Consider the following 19,286-nt stretch of genomic DNA (forward strand, 5'->3'; position numbering starts at 1 on the left):
CGGCGGGATCAGGCGGCCGCCGCGCGCACGGCGTCAGCCAGGGAGTCGAGGGTGGACTGCATCAGGGCGGCGTCGTCGGCCTCGACGGTGACGCGCACCACCGGTTCGGTGCCCGAGGGGCGCAGGAAGGCGCGGCCGCGGCCGGCGACGGCCGCCTGCGCGCGCGACAGCGCCGCCTGCACCGCCGGCGCCTCGGCCGGGCGCGCGCCGTTGGCGTAGCGCACGTTGACGGTCCGCTGCGGGTAGCGGTGCAGGCCCGCCAGCGCCTCGTGCAGGCCGATCCCGCGCCGCTGCAGCACTTCCAGCACCTGCAGCGCGCTGACGATGCCGTCGCCGGTGCTGGCGCGGTCCAGGCACAGCAGGTGGCCGGAGGCCTCGCCGCCGAGCACGCCGCCGTGCTCGATCAGCGCCTGGTGCACGTAGCGGTCGCCGACGCGGGCGCGGACGAAGCCGATGCCGTGCCGCTCCAGCGCCTGCTCCAGCCCGTAGTTGGTCATCAGGGTGCCGACCACCGGCCCCTGCAGGCGGCCGCTGGCCCGCCAGTCCAGCGCGAGGATGTAGAGCAGGTCGTCGCCGTCGACGACGCGGCCGTCGTCGGCCACGAACAGCACCCGGTCGCCGTCGCCGTCGAAGGCGATGCCCAGCGCGGCGCCGGTGGCGCGCACGCGCTCGGCCAGCGCCTGCGGGTGGGTGGAGCCGACGCCGTCGTTGATGTTGAGGCCGTTGGGCTCGATGCCGATGGCGTCCACCCGCGCGCCGAGCTCGCGCAGCACCAGCGGGCCGATCTGGTAGGTCGCGCCGTTGGCGCAGTCCATGGCGATGCGCAGGCCCTGGAGGTCGAAGCCGCGCGGCAGCGAATTCTTGCAGGCCTCCAGGTAGCGGCCCACCGCGTCGCGCGTGCGCACCGCCCTGCCCAGCTTGTCGGAGGCGACGGTGCGGAACGGCGCGTCCAGCGCGGCCTCGATCGCCAGCTCGGTGGCGTCGTCGAGCTTCTCGCCGTCGGCGGAGAAGAACTTGATGCCGTTGTCGTGGTGGGGGTTGTGCGAGGCGGAGATGACGATGCCGCCGTCGGCGCGCAGCGAGCGGGTCAGGTGCGCCACCGCCGGGGTCGGCATCGGCCCCATCAGCTCCACGTCCACGCCGGCCGCGACCAGCCCGGCCTCCAGCGCGGCCTCGAACATGTAGTTGGAGATGCGCGTGTCCTTGCCGATCACCACGAAGGGCTTGCGCCAGGCGGCCTCGCCGGCATGCAGGACGTGGCCGTAGGCGTTGCCCAGGCGCAGCACGAAGTCGGCCGAGATCGGCCCTTCGCCGACGCGGCCGCGGATGCCGTCGGTGCCGAAGTAGCGCCGGCTCATGCCGCGTCCCGGGCCGGCGCCGGCTGCCGGGTCAGCAGCGCCAGCAGCGAGGCGATGCGATCGCGCAGTTCGCGGCGGTCGCAGATCTGGTCGATCGCGCCGTGCTCGAGCAGGAACTCGGCGCGCTGGAAGCCCTCGGGCAGCTTCTCGCGCACGGTCTGCTCGATCACCCGCGGGCCGGCGAAGCCGATCAGCGCCTCCGGCTCGGCGATGTTGATGTCGCCCAGCATCGCGAACGAGGCCGAGGCGCCGCCGAAGGTGGGGTTGGTCAGCACCGAGATGTAGGGCAGGCCCGCCGCGCGCAGGCGGCCCAGCGCCGCCGAGGTCTTGGCCATCTGCATCAGCGAGAACAGGCTTTCCTGCATGCGCATGCCGCCGCTGGCGGCGAAGCAGACCAGCGGCGCGCGCGCGGCCAGCGCCTGCTCGGCGGCCAGCGCCAGCTTCTCGCCGCCGACCGAGCCCATCGAGCCGCCCATGAAGGCGAACTCCATCGCGCAGGCCACCAGCGGGCGCTGCTTGAGCGTGCCCTGCATGGCCACCAGCGCGTCGCGCTCGCCGGTGGCCTTCTGCGCGGCCTTGAGGCGGTCGCCGTAGCGCTTCTGGTCGCGGAACTTCAGCACGTCCACCGGCGACAGCGCGGCGGCGATCTCGGTGGTCGAGTGCGGGTCGAAGAACGCCGCCAGCCGCACGCGCGCGCGGATCGGCCGGTGGAAGTCGCACTTCGGGCAGACCTCGAGGTTCTCTTCCAGCTCCGGTCGGTACAGCACCGCGCCGCAGCGCTCGCACTTCTCCCACAGGCCCTCGGGCACGCTGCGCTTGCGCTGGGTACCCGGCTCGGTGCGGATGCTCGACGGCATCACTTTCTTCAGCCAGCTCAAATCGTTCTCACTCTGTCGGCGGCGCGCGGCGCCGGCGGAAAGCCGAGCCGCGGCCAGGGGCAAGAGCGCAAGTCTAGCAGGACGCCGGACCCGGCCGGTCGCCGGCGGCGGCCGCGCAAGCCACTGATTCGATTGAAGAAGGCCGCCCGGAATGCGGCGACCGGCGGCGCCGGACGGCCGCGCCGTCAGTCGTAGCGCCGCTCGCGCAGCCATTTGGTGGCGATCCACTTCTCCCCGGCCAGCACCGGCGCGCCGCCGTGCAGGGTCCGCGTCATCGGGTGCGGCCGGTCGTAGCTGAAGAACACCGCGTTGCCGCGTACCGCGGCGACCTCGAAATGCGCATCGGGGAACACCGTCGCGCCGCCGCGCGCCGGGGTGTTGAGGTACATCACCAGCGACGCCACGCGCTGGCCGCCGCGCGCCAGCACGCGCTGGCTGCCGGGCTGCTGCGGGTCGAAGTAGTCGTAGTGCGGCTTGTACTCGGCGCCCGCGCCGTAGCGCAGCACCTGCAGGCCCTCGCCGTTCTCCAGCGGCCAGTCGAGCAGCCGCGCGATGCGCGCCTCCACGCGCGCGACCGTCTCGTCCTCGCCGCGGCGGAAGAACATGCCCTCGCTGCTGCGGTCCGGGTGCGGCCGGTCGCCGCCGGTGCGCATGTCCACGGTGCGCGAACGCTGCAGACGCGCGCGGGCGCGCTCGATCAGCGCATCGCATTCGTCGCCGGAGAGCAGGCCGCCGAACACCACGACCTGCGGAAGGACCAGGTGCGCCAGGACCTGGACCTCGCGATCGCCGGCATCGATGGCGGCGGTGTCGTTCCAGGCCACCGGCGCCGGCACCCGCACCGGCGGCGGCACGCCGGCTTCGCGGGCGTGCCGGTCCAGATGGCGCCGGATCGCGGCCTCCACCGCGTCGATCGCGTCCTGCTCCGCCCAGCCCCGCTCGAGCAGCGGCGCGACCACGCGCTCGGGCGATTCCCCGGCGCGGATGCGCGCCAGGATCCAGTCGTCGATGTCCGCCGTGGTGGTCATTGCCTCGCCCGCTTCCGGCGCCGCGCCGCGACGCCGCCCGGCGCGCAGGGTAGCGCGTCGCGAAGGCGCCGGCACCGTCCGCCGGGTGGCGCGCGCCCGTCGACGGCGTCGCGCGATCGCAAGAATCCGGTCACATGCGCCCCCTATAACGGCAGCCGAACTTCACTCCAGGGGCCAGCGAACTCCATGCCGGTGCGCCGACGCGCCCCGGCCTCGCTTGACCTGCGTGCGTCGACCCCCCCGAAACCTCGATCGGAGAGATCCCAGATGGCTGCCAACAACTACCGGACCCTGCTGATGAGCTTCGGCGCGGTCCTCGCCCTCAGCGGCTGCGGCAACGGCGCCGACCGCGTCGCCAGCCCCGGCGAGGGCGCGTTCCCGCCGGCCCCGGCGCCGGCGCCGACGCCCGCCCCGGCCCCCTCGCCCACCCCGGCCCCGCCGCCGTCTGGCGGCCCGGCCGAGGGCTGCCCCAGCGGCTTCACCGACATCGGCACCGTCGCCGACGGCGGCCTGCGCGCCTGCCGCCTGCCGCAGCTGATCACCGGCAACCTCACCGTGCCCAGGCGCGACGGCACGGTCTACGCGATCTCCGGCAGCGTCAACGTCGGCCAGGACCAGGGCGGCGACGCCGGCAACCCGCACGCGGTGCCGCGCGGCGTGCTCACCGTCGAGCCGGGCGTGACCGTGTTCGCCTCGTCCGGCAACGACTACCTGATCGTCAACCGCGGCTCCGAGATCCATGCCGAGGGCACCGCCGAGGCGCCGATCGTGTTCACCGCCCGCCAGGACATCGAGGGCGAGACCGGCCCCGACACCATCGGCCTGTGGGGCGGCCTGATCCTCGCCGGCCGAGCGCCGATCAACGCCTGCCCCGGCGAGACCCAGTCCGGCACCCCGCAGTGCCAGAGCCAGGTCGAGGGCACCAACGCGTTCTACGGCGGCAACGCCCCCAGCGACAGCAGCGGCGTGATCCGTTACGTGCAGGTGAAGTACTCCGGCTTCGAGATCTCGCCCAACAACGAGCTGCAGGGCATCACCGCCGCCGGCGCCGGCAGCGGCACCACCCTGGAGTACTTCCAGATCCACAACAGCTCCGACGACGGCATCGAGATCTTCGGCGGCACGCTCAACGCCCGCTACCTCGTGGTGACCGGCGCCGACGACGACTCCATCGATACCGACACCGGCTGGAACGGCGGCATCCAGTTCGGCATCGTGATCCAGCGCGCCGGCGGCGGCGACCGCATGAACGAGTGGAGCAGCATCAACCGCCAGCCCTACTCGCAGCCGAGGGTGGCCAACATCACCTACGTCGGCCGCCCCGGCGGCGGTGCGGCGATCCACCTCAACCAGGGCACCCAGGCCTCGTTCTACAACAGCGTGGTCACCCGCGCGGCCGGCGGCACCGGCTCCGGGGAGCGCTGCCTGGAGATCCGCGACGCGAATACCACCGGCACCTTCCACTCGGTGCACTTCTCCTGCCCGGTGGCGTTCGAGGACGCCCGCGCCCAGGAAGCCTTCGAGAGCGGGACCAACAACGTGGTCGGCACCTCGAGCCTGGTCAACGGCTTCGTCAACGGCCCGCAGGAGCGCGCGGTGCCGGCGTACCAGGGCCTGGAGGCCGCGCACCCGTTCTTCCGCCAGGTGGACTACATCGGCGGCGTGCGCGACGCCAGCGACACCTGGTGGCAGGGCTGGACCTGCGGTCTGACGCAAGACGCCCCGGCCTGCTGACGGATCGACCGAAGCACGGCGGGGCGGCGGCGACGCCGCCCCGCCGCGATGGCAACCCGGGACTCCTCCGTCCGCAGTCAAGGCCCTCCCCATGAAGACGACCCCGACCCGAAACCGCCCGGTCCGGCGGCACCTGCCGTTGGCCATTTCCGCGCTGCTGGCGCCCTGCCCCGCGCTGGCCCAGGACGCCCCGCCGAGCCCGGCCGCGCAGACCGCGACCCAGCTCGATACGCTGGAGGTGCGCGGCCGCTACATCCCCGAGCCGATGCTGCAGACCTCGGAAGTGGCCTCGTTCATCACCCGCGAGGATTTCCGCCGCACCGGCGACGCCGACGCGGCCGCCGCGCTGACCCGCGTCACCGGCCTGAGCCTGGTGCGCGACAAGTTCGTCTACGTCCGCGGGCTCGGCGAACGCTATTCCTCGGCGCTGTTCAACGGTTCGCCGCTGCCCAGCCCGGAGCCGCTGCAGCGCGTGGTGCCGCTGGACCTGTTCCCGAGCGAGGTGCTCGAGGGGGTGACCGTGCAGAAGACCTATTCGGCGCGCTACCCCGGCGAGTTCGGCGGCGGCGTGATCGACCTGCAGTCGCTGACGGTACCCGATGCGCCGTTCCTGAACCTGTCGGTCGGCACCGGCGGCAACAGCGTCACCACGTTCGAGAAGGGCCTGACCTACTTCGGCTCGGACGACGACTTCTGGGGCTACGACGACGGCACCCGCAAGATGCCCAGCGAACTCTCCGACGCGATCGCCACCGGCCAGCGCGTGGACCTGGGCAACTTCTCCCGCGAGGACATCCGCCGCATCGGCCGCAGCATGCAGAGCGCCAACATCCGCGTGCTGCAGGAAAAGGACAGCATCGACCCCGACGTCAGCTTCGGCGGCAGCGCCGGCTACTCGCTGGACCTGGCCGACAGCGGCAGGCTCGGCTTCATCGCCGTGGCCGGCTTCGACAACGAATGGCGCACCCGCTTCGGCGTGCAGCAGGACCCGGTGTTCGTCGGCGAGACCGTGCAGTACAACGACCGCTACGACTTCCTCTCCACCTCCAACAACGCCAAGGTCAACGTCCTGCTCGGCGCCGGCTGGGAGAGCGAGCGGCACCGCATCGCGCTGACCACGCTGTACGTGCACGACACCATCAAGGAGGCGCGCAGCCGCTCCGGCATCGACAACCTGGCCGGCTTCGAGGTGCGCGACGACTACACCGAGTGGTTCGAGCGCGAGCTGCTCAACAACCAGATCAGCGGCGAGCACCGCTTCGGCGAGTACGACGACCTGAAGATCGAGTGGCGCGGCGCCATCGCGCGCGCCACCCGCGACGCGCCGTACGAGAGCGGCATCCGCTACGAGCTGGTGGACGGCTACTGGGCCCACGACGCCTCGCGCGTGCGCAACTACTTCCGCTTCAGCGACGTCGAGGACGAGGTGGCCAGCGGCGGCATCGACGTGACCTGGCGCCTGCCGGTGGAGCGCGACGTCACCCTGATGGGCGGCGTGGCCTATTCCGACAACGACCGCAACGCCGAGAACCGGGAATTCCGCTTCACCGCCAACGGATCGCTGCCGTTCTACAACCGCTACCAGCGCGTGGACTACCTGTTCTCGGACTACAACCTCAGCCAGGACCTGCTGCGCATCCAGGAGGTCACCGGCGGCTCGGGCGACGCCGCCTACGACGCCACGCTGAAGGTCAAGGCCGGCTACCTGCAGGCCGAGGCCGAGATCACCCCGTACGTGCGCGCCACCGTCGGCGTGCGCTACGAGGACGCGGTACAGGCCGTGCATACCTACGACATCTTCAGCGGCCAGCGCCAGGGCGGCGTCGATCCGCTGCGCAACAGCTACGTGCTGCCCGCGGCCACGCTGACCTGGAACTTCCGCGACGACCAGCAGATCCGCTTCGGCGCCTCGAAGACGATCGCCCGGCCGCAGTTCCGCGAGCTGTCGCCGCTGCAGTACCTCGATCCGGACAACGACCGCATCTTCTACGGCAACCCCTACCTCGTCGACAGCGAGCTGCTCAACCTCGACGCCCGCTACGAGTGGTTCTTCGGCTCCGGCGAGTACTTCACCGCCGGCGTGTTCTACAAGGACATCGACAAGCCGATCGAGAGCAACGTCAGCGACGCGCCCGGCGGCGGCATCCTGCAGAGCTTCCTCAACGCCCCCTCGGCCACGCTGTACGGCGCCGAGATCGAGGCGAAGAAGTACGTCGCGCTGCCGATCGAGGCCAACTGGTGGGGCGACAAGCGCCTGTACGTCGCCGCCAACTACACCTGGTCGAACTCCGAGGTGAACGTGGACGACGGCGACACCGTGCACCCCTACGGCTTCCAGACCCCCCAGCAAGCGCGCCTGTTCGTGCGCGACGGCAGCGTGCTGCAGGGCCAGTCCGACCACATCGCCAACCTCCAGTTCGGCATCGAGAGCGAAAGCACGCGCACCCAGGCCACCCTGATCGCCAACTACGTGGGCGAGCGCATCAGCGCGCGCGGCCGCCCCGGCCAGCCCGACTACGTGGAGAATCCCGGTGCGTCGCTCGACCTGGTGCTGCGCAAGGGCTTCGACCTCGGCGGCACCGAGATGACGCTCGGCTTCAGCGCCCGCAACCTGCTGGAGGCGGACTACCGCGAATACCAGGACGGCATCGAGCGGGTCGACGTCTACCGCTACAACCCCGGCGTGTCCTACTCGCTGAGCCTGTCGGCCTCGTTCTGAGCGCCCGAGCCGCGCGGCCCGTCCCCGGATGCGGGGGCGGGCCGCCTGCGTTCGCGGGCATCGCGCCGCCCGCTCGCGCGCCGGCGGCCGAATGTGGCAGCCGCAGTCAAACCGTCACAAAAGATTCTCATGCTGTTCGCACTCCAGGCCGCCCGTCGCGCCCCCGTGCCCAGAACGCCGCTCACGCCGTCGTCCATCCGCCTGCCGCGAGATCCGGCGATGCTGCGCACCGGCGTCGAACTCGCGCTGGTCGTGCTGCTCGCCGCGCAGGCGGCGCGGCTGATCTGGCTGCTGGCCGTGCCCTCCGGCCCGATCGGCGCCGCGGCCGCGGCCCCCGCGGCCGTGGATGCCGGCGCGCCCGCGCTGGCGCTGGCATCCGACCCCTTCCATCCCGGCGCCTACGCGCGCCCGGCGGCGCAGGCCGAGGTGTCCGGGTTGCGCCTGCACGGCCTGCGCGTCGCCGGCGCGCTGGGCGCTGCGATCCTCTCCGCCGGCGACGGGCCGCAGGCGGCGTTCCGGGTCGGCGACGAGGTCGCACCGGGCATCGTGCTGCAGGCGGTGGCCGCCGATCATGCGCTGCTGCGCACGGCCGGCGGCGAGCGCCGGCTCGAGCTCGACGCCGCGCCGGCGCCGGCGAGCGCGCGTCCGGTCGCGCACCGGCCGGCGCCCGCCCCCACCGTCGCGCGCGCCGGCGCCGGCGCCGTGGATCCCGCCGCGCTTCTCGCCCAGGCCGGCCTGAGCGCACGGACCGAAGGCGGCCGGATCACCGGCTACGCGCTGATCCCGCGCGGCGACGGCGCGCTGCTGCGGCAGGCCGGGCTGGAACCGGGCGACGTGCTGCTGGCCGTCAACGGCAATCCGCTCACCCCCGAGCGCCTCGGCGAGCTGGAATCCGAACTCGCCCGCGGCGGCCAGGCCCGGCTCACCGTGGAACGCGACGGACGCGCGCGCACCCTCAGCCTGCGGACGACATCGCCTTGATCCCCAGACCCGTTCCGCTCGCGCTCGCCGCCGCGCTGGCGCTGGGCGCCGCCCCGCCGACGCTCGCGCAGGACCCGCCGGCCGCGTCCGCGGCGCCGGCGCTCGACGTCCGCAACGCCGACATCCGCGCCTTCATCCAGGACGTGGGACGCGCCACCGGCACCACCTTCCTGATCGACCCGGCGGTGCAGGGCACCATCACCCTGTCCAGCGAGGACGCGCTGACCGAGCCGGAACTGCTGGGCATCCTGGTCGCGACGCTGCGCGCCAACGGCCTGGTCGCGGTGCCCGCCGGCGATGGCGTGTACCGCGTGGTGCCGGACGAGCAGGCCGCGCGCCAGCCGGGCGCGCTGGCGGCCGGCGGCGCCGGCTTCGCCACCGAGGTGTTCCGGCTGCGCCACGTCGATGCCGCGGCCGCGGTGGAGACCGTGCAGCCCCTGGTCGGCCGCGGCGGCGTGGTCCTGGCCACGCCGCAGGGCAACGGCCTGCTGGTGGCCGACTACGCCGACAACCTGCGCCGCCTGCGCGGATTGATCGCGCAGATCGACCAGGATCGCGCCCGGGTCGAGGCGGTGAGCCTGCGCAACAGCTCCGCGCGCGAACTGGCCGCGGTGGTGGCGGGGCTGTACGGCCAGGGCGGCGGCGCGGCGCTGGCGGTGCTGCCGGTGGAGAGCAGCAACGCGGTCCTGCTGCGCGGCGATCCCGCGCTGGTGGAAACGGTGCGCCGGGTGATCGAGGACCTCGACCGTCGCGCCGAGAACAGCGGCGACGTGCGGGTGATCCGCCTGCAGCACGCCAACGCCGAGGAACTGCTGCCGGTGCTGCAGCAGGTGATCGGCCACCGCGGCGAGGGCGACGCCGACCCGCCGGCCGTGGCGGGCGCGGCGGCGGGCGCGGGCCGGCTGTCGATGCCGGCGCGCGACGGCGCCTCGATGTCCTCCCCCGGCCTGCCCGCGGCCGGCGCCGACGGTACCGCACCGCTGGCCGCCTCGGTGACGCTCGCGCCGGGGCGCCGCGCCACCATCGCCCGCTATCCCGGCGCCAACGCCATCATCATCAACGCCGACCCGGAGACCCAGCGCCTGCTGGTGGACGTGATCAACCAGCTCGACACCCGGCGCGAGCAGGTCCTGGTCGAGGCGCTGGTGGTGGAGATCTCCGACGAGGCCGCGCGCCGTCTCGGCGCGCAGTTGCTGATCGCCGGGCGCGACGGCCGCATCCCGTTCGGCTACACCAACTTCCCCGGCGGCGCGCCCGGCGCCGGCGCGCTCGCCGCGGCCGCGCAGCGCATCCGCGACGGCGACACTTCCTCGTCCACGGTCAACCAGGCGCTGCGTTCGCTGCTCGACTTCAACGGCGGCCTCGGCGGCATCGCCGGCCAGACCGGCAGCGCGGTGTTCGGCCTCATCATCGACGCGGTCCGCAGCGACACCGCCTCCAACCTGCTGTCCACGCCGTCGATCCTGACCCTGGACAACGAGGAGGCGCGCATCCTCGTCGGCCAGGAGATCCCGATCACCACCGGCGAGGTGCTGGGCGATTCCAACAGCAATCCGTTCCGCACCATCCAGCGCCAGGACGTGGGCATCCAGCTGGTGGTGCGCCCGCAGATCAACGCCGGCGGCGGCATCACCCTCGCCCTGCGCCAGGAGGTCTCCGCCGTGGCCGGCCCGGTCAGCGAGGACTCCAGCGAACTGCTGGTCACCAAGCGCGAGATCGAGACCCGGGTGCTGGCCGACGACGGCGCGATCGTGGTGCTCGGCGGCCTGCTCGACCAGGCCGACCGCAACACCGTGAACAAGATCCCGGTGCTGGGCGACATCCCCGGCCTGGGCGCGCTGTTCCGCTCCACCTCGCGCGCGCGCAACAAGACCAACCTGATGGTGTTCCTGCGCCCGACCATCGTGCGCGACGCCGCGCAGGCGCAGGCGGTCACCGCGCCGCGCTACGACTACATGCGCGCCCAGCAGCTGGGCAGCGGCGGTACCGACGGCAGCGGCCGCGCCCTGCTCGATGCGCTGATCCAGGACTATTTCGGCACCGTCGCGCCGGTGGTGCCCCCGCCCGCGCTGCCACGCCCCGCAGCGCCGCCGGCGCCGGCCGGCCCCAGCCCGTGAACGCCGCCGCGCCCGAGGCGATGCCGCTGGCCTACGCGTTCGCGCGCCGGCACGGGCTGCTGTTGCTGGAAGCCGGCGCGCGCGCGCGCGTCGGCCTGCGCGAGGGCTCGCCGCCGGACGGGCTGGTCGAGGCGCGGCGCGCGCTCGGGGTGCCGCTGGAGGTCGAGGTCCTGCCGCGCGCGGCCTTCGACCGCCGGCTCTCGGAAACCTATGCCGGCAACGGCCTGGCCGATGCCGGCGGCCTCGAGGGCGCGACCGATCTCGACGCCCTGGCCGAGGACCTGCCGGCCGCCGCCGACCTGCTCGACGCCCAGGACGATGCGCCGGTGATCCGGCTCATCAACGGGCTGATCGCCGAGGCCGCGCGCAACGGCGCCTCCGACGTGCACATCGAGCCGTTCGAGAGCGCGCTGCGGGTGCGCCTGCGCGTCGACGGGGTGATGCGCGAGGCGCTGAGCTTAGCGCCGCGGCTGGCGCCGATGCTGGTGTCGCGGGTCAAGGTGATGGCGCGGCTGGACATCGCCGAGCGGCGGGTGCCGCAGGACGGGCGGATCTCGGTCACGATGGGCGCCAAGGCGCTGGACGTGCGCGTCTCCACCCTGCCCGCCCGGCACGGCGAGCGCGTGGTGATGCGCATCCTCGACAAGGACCAGGGCGCGCGCGCGCTCGACGCGCTGGGCATGCCGGACGCGGTGCTGGCCGCGTTCCGCGCCGCGCTCGCGCAGCCCAACGGCATCGTCCTGGTCACCGGCCCCACCGGCTCGGGCAAGACCACCACGCTGTACGCCGGCCTGCAGGCGCTCAACGACGGCAGCCGCAACATCCTCACCGTGGAGGACCCGGTCGAGTACGCGGTCGAGGGCGTGGGCCAGACCCAGGTCAACGCCCGCGTGGGCATGAGCTTCGCCGCCGGCCTGCGCGCGATCCTGCGCCAGGACCCGGACGTGGTGATGGTCGGCGAGATCCGCGACCCGGAGACCGCGCAGATCGCGGTGCAGGCCAGCCTCACCGGCCACCTGGTGCTGTCCACCGTGCACACCAACGACGCCCTCGGCGCGATCACCCGCCTGCGCGACATGGGCACCGAATCGTTCCTGCTCGCCAGCACCGTGCGCCTGGTGCTGGCGCAACGGCTGATCCGGCGCCTGTGCCCGCACTGCCGGCGGCCGCGCGCGGCCGATGCGCTCAGCGCGCGGCTGATGGGCGCCGCCCATGCCGGCCCGCTGTACGCCGCCGGCGGCTGCGCGCATTGCCAGCACACCGGCTTCGCCGGGCGCATCGGCGTCTACGAGGCGGTGACCGTGGACGAGCGCCTGCGCGCGCTGATCGCCGCCGGCGCCGACGAGGACGCGCTGGCGCGCGAGGCGGCGGTGTCCGGCGACTGGCTGGCCGATTCCGCGCGCGCCTGCGTGGCCGCCGGCGTCACCACGCCGGAGGAGGCGCTGCGCGTGGTGCGCCAGGACGAGCGGAGCGGCTGACGTGGCCGCGTTCGACTACGCCGCCCTCGACGCTCGCGGCCGCACCCGCACCGGCACCGTGTCCGCGGCCAGCGAACGCGAGGCGCGCGCGCGCCTGGCCGGGCGCCGGCTGGTGCCGGTGCGGCTCTCGCCGGCCGCGCCGGCCGCGCGCGGCCGCGGCCGCTTCCGTGCCCGCGACCTGGCCCTGGTCACCCGCCAGCTCGCCACCCTGGCGGCGGTGGCGCCGGTGGAGGAAGCCCTGCGCACGCTCGGCCAGCAGGCCGAGCGCGCCGCGGTGCGGCGGGTGCTGCTGGCCACCCACGCGGCGGTGGTCGAAGGGTTCCGCCTGTCCGAGGCGATGGCGCGCCAGGGCCGCGCGTTCCCGCCGCTGTACCGCGCGATGGTCGCCGCCGGCGAAGGCACCGGCGCGCTGCCGGAGATCCTGGAACGCCTGGCCGACCTGCTCGAACGCCAGCAGCAGGTGCGCGGCCAGCTGGTCGCCGCGCTGGTCTACCCGGCCGCGCTGGCGGTCACCGCGCTGGCGGTCCTGGCCGCGCTGATGACCTTCGTGGTCCCGCGGGTGGTGGAACAGTTCGACTCGATGGGCCGCAGCCTGCCGTGGCTGACCCGCGCGGTCATCGCGGTGTCCGAGGCATTCACCGGCTGGGGCCCGCTGCTGCTGGCCCTGGCCGTCGCCGCCGCGCTCGCCGCGGGCGCGGCGCTGCGGCGGCCGGGCCCGCGCCTGCGCTTCGATGCGGCGATGCTGGCCGCGCCGCTCGTCGGGCGGCTGCTGCGCGACCTGCACGCCGCGCGCATGGCCCGCACCCTGGCGATCATGCTCGCCGGCGGCCTGCCGCTGATGGAGGGCCTGCGGATCACCGCCGGCACCGTCGGCAACCGCGTGCTGCGCCAGGCCACCACCCGCATGGCCGACGACATCCGCGAGGGCGCCAGCCTCGCCAGCGCCATGCGCCGGGCCGGCGCGTTCCCGCCCACCCTGCTCTACATGGCCGCCAGCGGCGAGGACAGCGGGCGCCTGGCGCCGATGCTCGAGCGCGCGGCCGACTATCTCGAACGCGAGTTCAACACCTACACCGCCACCGCGATGAACCTGCTCGAGCCGGCCATCATCGTCGCCATGGGCGCGCTGGTGGCGCTGATCGTGCTCGCGATCCTGCTGCCGATCCTGCAGTTCAACACGATGGTGCTGGGCTGATCCCATTTTTCCCGGAGCGATTTCATGTCGTACGGTAATCCCGCGTTCCTTGTGCTGGCGATGCGGCTTTTCCCTTCTCCCGCGAGCGGAAGTCCATACCGGTTTTCCCCTTCTCCCGCGAGCGGGAGAAGGTGCCCCGAAGGGGCGGATGAGGGTGCTTTTCGATCCACTGCCGCGCCGCAGGTAGCCCCACCCGCTACCGCGAGGCGGGAACGGGGCATCGGTGGGATCCGCGGCGCGTCCGCCCTCACCCTACCGTCCGCTCCGCGGACGGTCCCCCCTTCTCCCGCTGGGCGGGAGAGGGGCATCGGTGGGGTCCGCGACGCGTCCGCCCTCACCCCACCGTCCGCTCCGCGGACGGTCCCCCCCTCTCCCGCGAGGCGGGAGAGGGGCATCGGTGGGATCCGCGGCGCGCCCGCCCTCACCCCACCGTCCGCTCCGCGGACGGTCCCCCCCTCTCCCGCTGGGCGGGAGAGGGACGTCGGCGGGCGGCCTGCGGCCGCCGTTTTACAGGGGGGGTTCACCCTGGTCGAGCTGATGGTGGTCATCGTCATCATCGGCCTGCTCGCCACCGTGGTGATGATCAACGTCATGCCCAGCCAGGACCGCGCGATGGCCGAGAAGGCGCGCGCGGACATCGCCGTGCTGGAGCAGGCGATCGAGACCTACCGGCTGGAGAACCTCAGCTACCCGGGCAACCAGGACGGCCTGCAGGCGCTGCTGCGGCCGCCGGCCGGGCTCGCCCGCCCGGAGCGCTACCGGCCCGGCGGCTACATCCGCCGGCTGCCCGAGGATCCGTGGGGCCACCCGTACCAGTACCGCCAGCCGGGCCGCCACGGCGGCGCGTTCGACGTGTATTCGTTCGGCGCCGACGGCCGCGAGGGCGGCGAAGGCGACGCCGCCGACATCGGCAACTGGCACTGAGCCATGCCCGCGCACGGCACGCGACGGCCCGGCGCGATCCCGCCCGCAGCGGCGGCCGGCTTCACCCTGGTCGAGCTGATGGCGACCCTGGCCGTGATCGGCCTGCTCGCGGCCGCGGTCGCCCTCACCGCGCCGGCCCCGGTGCCTGCGCTGCGCCGCGACGCCGAAGCGCTGGCCGGCACGCTCGCGCGCGCGCGCGAGGAGGCGATCCTCGGCGGCCGCCGGGTGCGGGTGGAGGCCGATCCGCTCGGCTACCGCGTCGCCGTGGCGCGCAGCGGCGGCTGGCAGCCGCTGTCGGCCCCGCCGTTCGCGCCGGTGCGCTGGCGCGATGGCGTGACGCCCGCGCTGGCCGACGACCCGGCGCTCCGCGGGTTCGCGTTCGATCCGCTCGGCGGCGCCGAGCCGGCGGCGCTCGAACTGGCCCAGGGCGGACGCCGCGCGCGCGTGGAGGTGGCCATCGACGGCAGCGTCCACCTGTCGGAGGCGCGTTGACATGGGCCGCGCCCGCCGCCGCGCGCGCGGCTTCACCCTGCTGGAACTGCTGGTCGCGCTGGCGGTGTTCGCGCTGGCGGTGCTGGCGCTGCTGAACCTCGCCGGGGAAACCACCCGCACCGCGGCGCTGGTGGAGGAACGCGTGCTGGCGGGCATCGTCGCCGGCAACCGCGCGGTCGAAGCCAGCGTGGAACCGTTGCCCGCGCTCGCCGCCCGGGCCGAGGGCGAGGAACGCCAGGGCGACCGCGACTGGCGCTGGTCGCGCACGCTCGAACCCACCGACGACGCCGCGCTCGTGCGCATCGAGATCCTGGTGCGGCCGGCCGGCAGCACGCACGTCGCCGCCCAGGCGGTGCTGCTGCGCGGGGCGCGCTGATGCGCGCGCGCGGCTTCACCCTGCTGGAAATGCTGGTCGCGCTGGCGGCGTTCGCGCTGCTGGCCGCGGCCGGGGTCGGGGTGATGGGCTACGCGGCCGGTCACCAGGGCGTGGCCCAGGCGCGCATGGCGCGGGTGGGCGAGCTGCAGCGCGCGCGCGCGCTGCTCGGCGCCGACCTGGCCCAGGCCGCGCCGCGGCGCACCCGCGACGCCGCCGGCCAGGCTGCGGTGCAGGCGTTCGCCGGCACCGCGCGGCCCGGCGACGGGGTGCTGTTCGCGCTGGTCAGGCGCGGCTGGGAGAACCCCGCGCAGGCGCCCCGCGCCTCGCTGCAATACGTGGAATACCGGCTGCGCGACGGCCGCCTGGAACGCGCCGCGCGGCCGATGCTCGACGGCGCGCGGCTGCAGCCGCCGCAGGTGGTGATCGCGGGGGTGCGCGGCGTCGAGGTCGCCTACCGCTTCCAGGGCGAGTGGATGGACGGCTGGCCCGGCGGCGCCGACCGCGTCCCCGAGGCGCTGCGGCTGGCGCTGGACCTCGAGGGACTGGGCCGGGTCGAGCAGGCGTTCGCGATGCCGGGGAGCTGGCCGTGAGCGCGGGCGGGCGCCAGCGCGGGGTGGCGCTGCTCACCGTGCTGCTGCTGGTGGCCACGATGTCGGTGCTGGTGGTGGCCATGCTCGACGACGTGCGCTTCGCGCTGCGGCGTACCGCCAACGCCGAGGCGCTGGCGCAGGCGCAGTGGTACGCGCTGGGCGCCGAGGCGCTGGCCGCCGCGCAGGTCGAGCGCCTGGTCCGCCGCGACCCGGTCGCGACCACGCTGGACGGGGACTGGAACGGCCGCGCGTTCGTGTTCCCGGTCGAGCACGGCGCCATCCGCGCCCGGCTGCGCGACGCCACCGCCTGCTTCAATCTCAACAGCGTGGTCCAGGGCGCCGGCGACCTGCTGTCGCGGCGCCCGGAGGGCGTGCGCCAGTACATCGCCCTGCTGTGCGCGCTGGAATTTCCCGACGCGCAGGCGCAGGCGCTCGCCGACGCGCTGGCGGACTGGGTGGACAGCGACCAGCAGCGCGAGGGCCTCGGCCACGAGGACGCCGGCTATGCCCGCGGCCGCGGCGGCTACCGCACCGGCGACACCCTGCTCGCCGAGCCCAGCGAACTGCGCGCGATCCGCGGCTACACCCCGGAGGTCTACGCGCGCCTGCGCCCGCACGTGTGCGCGCTGCCGACGACCGCGCCGTCGCCGGTCAACGTCAACACCCTGCAGGCGGCCGACGCGCCGGTGCTGGCGATGCTCGCCGGCGGCGAGCTGGACGTGGCGCGCGCGCAGCGCGTCATCGCCGCGCGCCCCGCCGGCGGCTGGCGCAGCGTCGCCGCGTTCTGGGACGCGCCCGGCCTGCGCGGCGCGGTCCCCGCCGACGCGGCGCTGTCGCAGGTGCGCCTGACCACGCGCTACTTCCGGCTGCGCGCCGAGGTCGATCACGGGCCGGCGCAGGCCCAGCTGAGCGCGCTGATCGAATACGACCCCGACCTGCCCGATGCGCGGCCGCGCATCCGGGTGCGACGCTGGAGCCACGAGGAATGACCCCGACCGATCCGATCCCGGCCGCCGCGCCGCCCGCCGGCACCGCGCTGCAGGTGCTGCTGCTGGCCGCGCCCGGCGGCGCGCCGGTGCGGCTGAGCGTGGCCGGCGACGGCCGCGTGCTCGCCCGCGAAACGCTGGCCGCCCCGGCGCCCGCCGCCGCGCCGCCGCGCCGCCGCCCGCGGCTGGTGGTGGTGGTGCCCGGCACCGAGGCGCCGGCGCGCTGGCTGGCGCTGCCCACGCGCTCGCTCGCGCAGGCGCGGGCGGCCGCGCGCGAGCTGCTGCGCGACGAGCTCGCCAGCGACGCCGGCGAGGCCCTGCACATCGCCGTCGGCGAAACGGATCGACTCGCCGAGCCGCGGCCGGTGGTGGCGGTGGCGGACGCGCGCATGCGCGCCTGGCGCGAGGCCGTCGAGTCGCTCGGCCTGAGCGCGGACGCGATGGTCCCCGACCACCTGCTGCTGCCGCACCCGGCCGAGGGCGAGCCCGCTCGCGTGCTCGCCGCCGGCGGCGACTGGCTGGTCCGCGGCGCCGCGCAGGCGTTCCGGGTCGAACGCGCACTGGCCCGGCGGCTGCTCGGTGCCGAGGCACCGGCGCAGGACCCGGCGGACGCGGCCGAGGCGTTCGAGGCAGCGATGGCGCTCGGCGCGCTGGCGCCGCCGCTGGACCTGCTGCAGGGCGCGCACGCCAGCGTGCGCCCCGGCGGCGCCCGCGGCGGCGCGGCGTGGCGGCGCAGCGCCGTGCTCGCCGGCCTGCTGGCCGCATCGGTGCCGTTGTCCTGGGGCGTGGAAGCCTTGCGCCACCGGCTGGCGGCACGGGCGCTGGAGACGCGCCTGGCGCAGCGCGTCGCCGAGGCGCTGCCCACCGCGCTCGCCGGAACGCCTGCCGAGGCCGTGGCCGCCGCCGACGAAGCGCTGGCGCGCGCGCGCGCCGGCGACACCTTCCCGCGCGCCGCCGCGGCCCTGTTCTCCGCCCTGGGGTCGGTCGCGGGCGCCGCCGTGGAGCGCATCGAATGGCGCGCCGGCGGCGCCCTGCGCGCGCGCATCGAGCACGGCGCGCGCGAGGACCTCGACGCGCTCGGCGCCGCCGTCGCCGCGCACGGCCTGCGGCTGGCGCCCGCCGGCAGCCGCCAGGCCGATGGCCGCCTGCACTCGGACCTCGACCTCGAGGCGCCCGCGCCGTGAGCCGCATCGCCGCCTGGTGGCAGGGGCTCAGCCCGCGCGAGCGCGCGATGGTCGCGGCGATGTGCGCGGCGATCGCCGCGTTCGTCGCCTGGTTCGGGGCGCTGGCGCCGCTGCGCGCCGCGCGCGACGAGGCCCGCCAGCGCCACGCCGAGGCCGTGCGCGCCGCCGCGCACGTGGACGCCGCGCTCGCGCGCATCGCCGCGATCCGCGCCCAGCGCCCGCCGCCGCCGGCTGCGGATGCCTGGCAGGCGATCGTGATCGACAGCGCCGGCGCGGCCGGGCTGGGCCTGGAGCGGCAGGACGTCCTGCCCGACGGCGCCCTGGCCATCGGCATCGGCGGCGCCGCGGCGCCGGCGCTGTTCGGCTGGCTGGACGCGCTGCGCCTGGAACATGCCATCGCACCCGACGTGGTGGACATCGAGCGCCGCGACGGCCGGTTGCGCGCGAGCCTGCGGTTCCCGCCGCCATGAGCGCGCGCAGGCTCGGGCTGGTCTTCGTGCTGGCGCTGGCGGCGATGCTGGCCGCCTTCCTGCCGCTGCGCCTCGCGCTCGACCTGGCCGGCGCGACGCGGGCCGGGCTGGCCGCCGCGAACGTCTCCGGCAGCGTCTGGCGCGGCCGGATCGCGGGCGCCACGCTGCACGGGATCGCGCTGGGCGATCTCGACGTCGGCCTGGCGCCGCTGCCGCTGCTGATCGGGCGCCGCGAACTGCGGCTGGGCGACGAGGAGGTACGGCTGCGGCTGCGCGCCGGCGAGGTGCGCGGCCTGCAGCAGGCGGACGGCCGGCTGCGGATGCCCGCCGGCGCGCACGGAATCGGGCTGGAACTGCGCGCGCAGGCGCTGCGGCTGCTGTTCGACCGCGACGCCTGCCGCGCCGCCGCCGGCACCCTGGCGCTGGCGCTGCACCGGCCCGGCAGCGACGACGCCTTCGCCACCCTCGCCGGCAGCCCGGCCTGCGACGGGCGCGACGCGCGCATCCCGCTGCAGGGCGGCGACGGGCCGATCCCAGGACTGCAGGGCGAGCTGCGGCTGCATGCGGACGGCCAGTGGGAACTCGACGCCCGCGTGCCCGGCGCGATCGAGCCCGGCATGCGCCTGGTCCTGGAAGCGGCCGGGTTCCGGCCCGGCCCCGGCGGCTGGAGCACGACGCTGCGCGGTGCGCTGGCGCCGCTGCCGCCGCCGTCCTGAAGACGATCCGAGGCCGGAAGCGCTGCGCGGCCGCGACCGACGCGCGCTGGCGCCCGCGCC

General features: G+C 75.1%; 17 protein-coding genes. 14 read left to right on the forward strand and 3 right to left on the reverse strand.

Annotated elements, in window-relative coordinates; all coding sequences use genetic code 11:
* Window positions 1-8 precede the first annotated feature (8 nt).
* From glmM to Z164_RS0111390, 3 genes are all read right to left on the reverse strand, one after another.
* On the reverse strand, window positions 9-1,358 hold the full coding sequence (glmM, locus tag Z164_RS0111380) for a phosphoglucosamine mutase (RefSeq protein ID WP_024890823.1): 1,350 nt from the start codon (window positions 1,356-1,358) through the stop codon (window positions 9-11).
* Window positions 1,355-2,236, reverse strand: coding sequence for an acetyl-CoA carboxylase, carboxyltransferase subunit beta (gene accD / locus Z164_RS0111385; protein WP_024890824.1), 882 nt, complete (start codon window positions 2,234-2,236; stop codon window positions 1,355-1,357). Before accD ends, glmM begins: the two co-directional genes overlap by 4 nt.
* 185 nt (window positions 2,237-2,421) lie before the next feature.
* Complete coding sequence (locus Z164_RS0111390; protein WP_024890825.1) at window positions 2,422-3,264, reverse strand: 2OG-Fe(II) oxygenase; 843 nt, start codon at window positions 3,262-3,264, stop codon at window positions 2,422-2,424.
* Window positions 3,265-3,531: 267 nt separating this feature from the next.
* On the opposite strand from Z164_RS0111390, the gene Z164_RS0111395 reads away from it, so the two are divergent.
* From Z164_RS0111395 to gspN, 14 genes are all read left to right on the forward strand, one after another.
* Window positions 3,532-4,998, forward strand: a complete 1,467-nt coding sequence (locus Z164_RS0111395; RefSeq protein WP_024890826.1) for a hypothetical protein — start codon at window positions 3,532-3,534, stop codon at window positions 4,996-4,998.
* A gap of 91 nt (window positions 4,999-5,089) precedes the next feature.
* Entirely contained in the window at window positions 5,090-7,717 is a 2,628-nt protein-coding gene (locus Z164_RS0111400; protein ID WP_024890827.1) for a TonB-dependent receptor domain-containing protein, read from the forward strand.
* A gap of 129 nt (window positions 7,718-7,846) precedes the next feature.
* Window positions 7,847-8,698, forward strand: coding sequence for a type II secretion system protein N (locus Z164_RS0111405; RefSeq protein WP_024890828.1), 852 nt, complete (start codon window positions 7,847-7,849; stop codon window positions 8,696-8,698).
* Window positions 8,689-10,815, forward strand: coding sequence for a type II secretion system secretin GspD (gene gspD, locus Z164_RS20430; RefSeq protein WP_043689919.1), 2,127 nt, complete (start codon window positions 8,689-8,691; stop codon window positions 10,813-10,815). Before Z164_RS0111405 ends, gspD begins: the two co-directional genes overlap by 10 nt.
* A gap of 20 nt (window positions 10,816-10,835) precedes the next feature.
* A complete protein-coding gene (gspE, locus tag Z164_RS0111415) occupies window positions 10,836-12,293 on the forward strand; it encodes a type II secretion system ATPase GspE (protein ID WP_024890829.1) in 1,458 nt (485 codons plus the stop codon).
* 1 nt (window position 12,294) lies between these two features.
* Window positions 12,295-13,488 (forward strand): type II secretion system inner membrane protein GspF, encoded by a 1,194-nt coding sequence (gene gspF / locus Z164_RS0111420; protein ID WP_024890830.1) that lies wholly within the window; start codon window positions 12,295-12,297, stop codon window positions 13,486-13,488.
* A gap of 402 nt (window positions 13,489-13,890) precedes the next feature.
* Entirely contained in the window at window positions 13,891-14,412 is a 522-nt protein-coding gene (gspG, locus tag Z164_RS20435; protein WP_425477223.1) for a type II secretion system major pseudopilin GspG, read from the forward strand.
* 3 nt (window positions 14,413-14,415) lie between these two features.
* On the forward strand, window positions 14,416-14,904 hold the full coding sequence (locus Z164_RS0111430) for a GspH/FimT family pseudopilin (RefSeq protein ID WP_024890832.1): 489 nt from the start codon (window positions 14,416-14,418) through the stop codon (window positions 14,902-14,904).
* Between the two features lies 1 nt (window position 14,905).
* Window positions 14,906-15,280, forward strand: coding sequence for a type II secretion system minor pseudopilin GspI (gene gspI, locus Z164_RS0111435; protein ID WP_024890833.1), 375 nt, complete (start codon window positions 14,906-14,908; stop codon window positions 15,278-15,280).
* Window positions 15,280-15,870, forward strand: a complete 591-nt coding sequence (gspJ, locus tag Z164_RS0111440) for a type II secretion system minor pseudopilin GspJ (RefSeq protein ID WP_152540927.1) — start codon at window positions 15,280-15,282, stop codon at window positions 15,868-15,870. The genes gspI and gspJ overlap by 1 nt, the downstream gene beginning before the upstream one ends.
* Window positions 15,861-16,859, forward strand: coding sequence for a type II secretion system minor pseudopilin GspK (gene gspK, locus Z164_RS0111445; protein WP_024890835.1), 999 nt, complete (start codon window positions 15,861-15,863; stop codon window positions 16,857-16,859). Before gspJ ends, gspK begins: the two co-directional genes overlap by 10 nt.
* Window positions 16,856-18,040, forward strand: coding sequence for a type II secretion system protein GspL (gene gspL / locus Z164_RS21385; RefSeq protein ID WP_024890836.1), 1,185 nt, complete (start codon window positions 16,856-16,858; stop codon window positions 18,038-18,040). Before gspK ends, gspL begins: the two co-directional genes overlap by 4 nt.
* Window positions 18,037-18,510, forward strand: coding sequence for a type II secretion system protein GspM (gspM, locus tag Z164_RS0111455; RefSeq protein ID WP_024890837.1), 474 nt, complete (start codon window positions 18,037-18,039; stop codon window positions 18,508-18,510). The genes gspL and gspM overlap by 4 nt, the downstream gene beginning before the upstream one ends.
* Window positions 18,507-19,226, forward strand: coding sequence for a type II secretion system protein N (gene gspN / locus Z164_RS0111460; RefSeq protein ID WP_024890838.1), 720 nt, complete (start codon window positions 18,507-18,509; stop codon window positions 19,224-19,226). Before gspM ends, gspN begins: the two co-directional genes overlap by 4 nt.
* Window positions 19,227-19,286: the final 60 nt, after the last annotated feature.

This window comes from Luteimonas huabeiensis HB2 (assembly GCF_000559025.1).
GTDB lineage: Bacteria > Pseudomonadota > Gammaproteobacteria > Xanthomonadales > Xanthomonadaceae > Luteimonas > Luteimonas huabeiensis.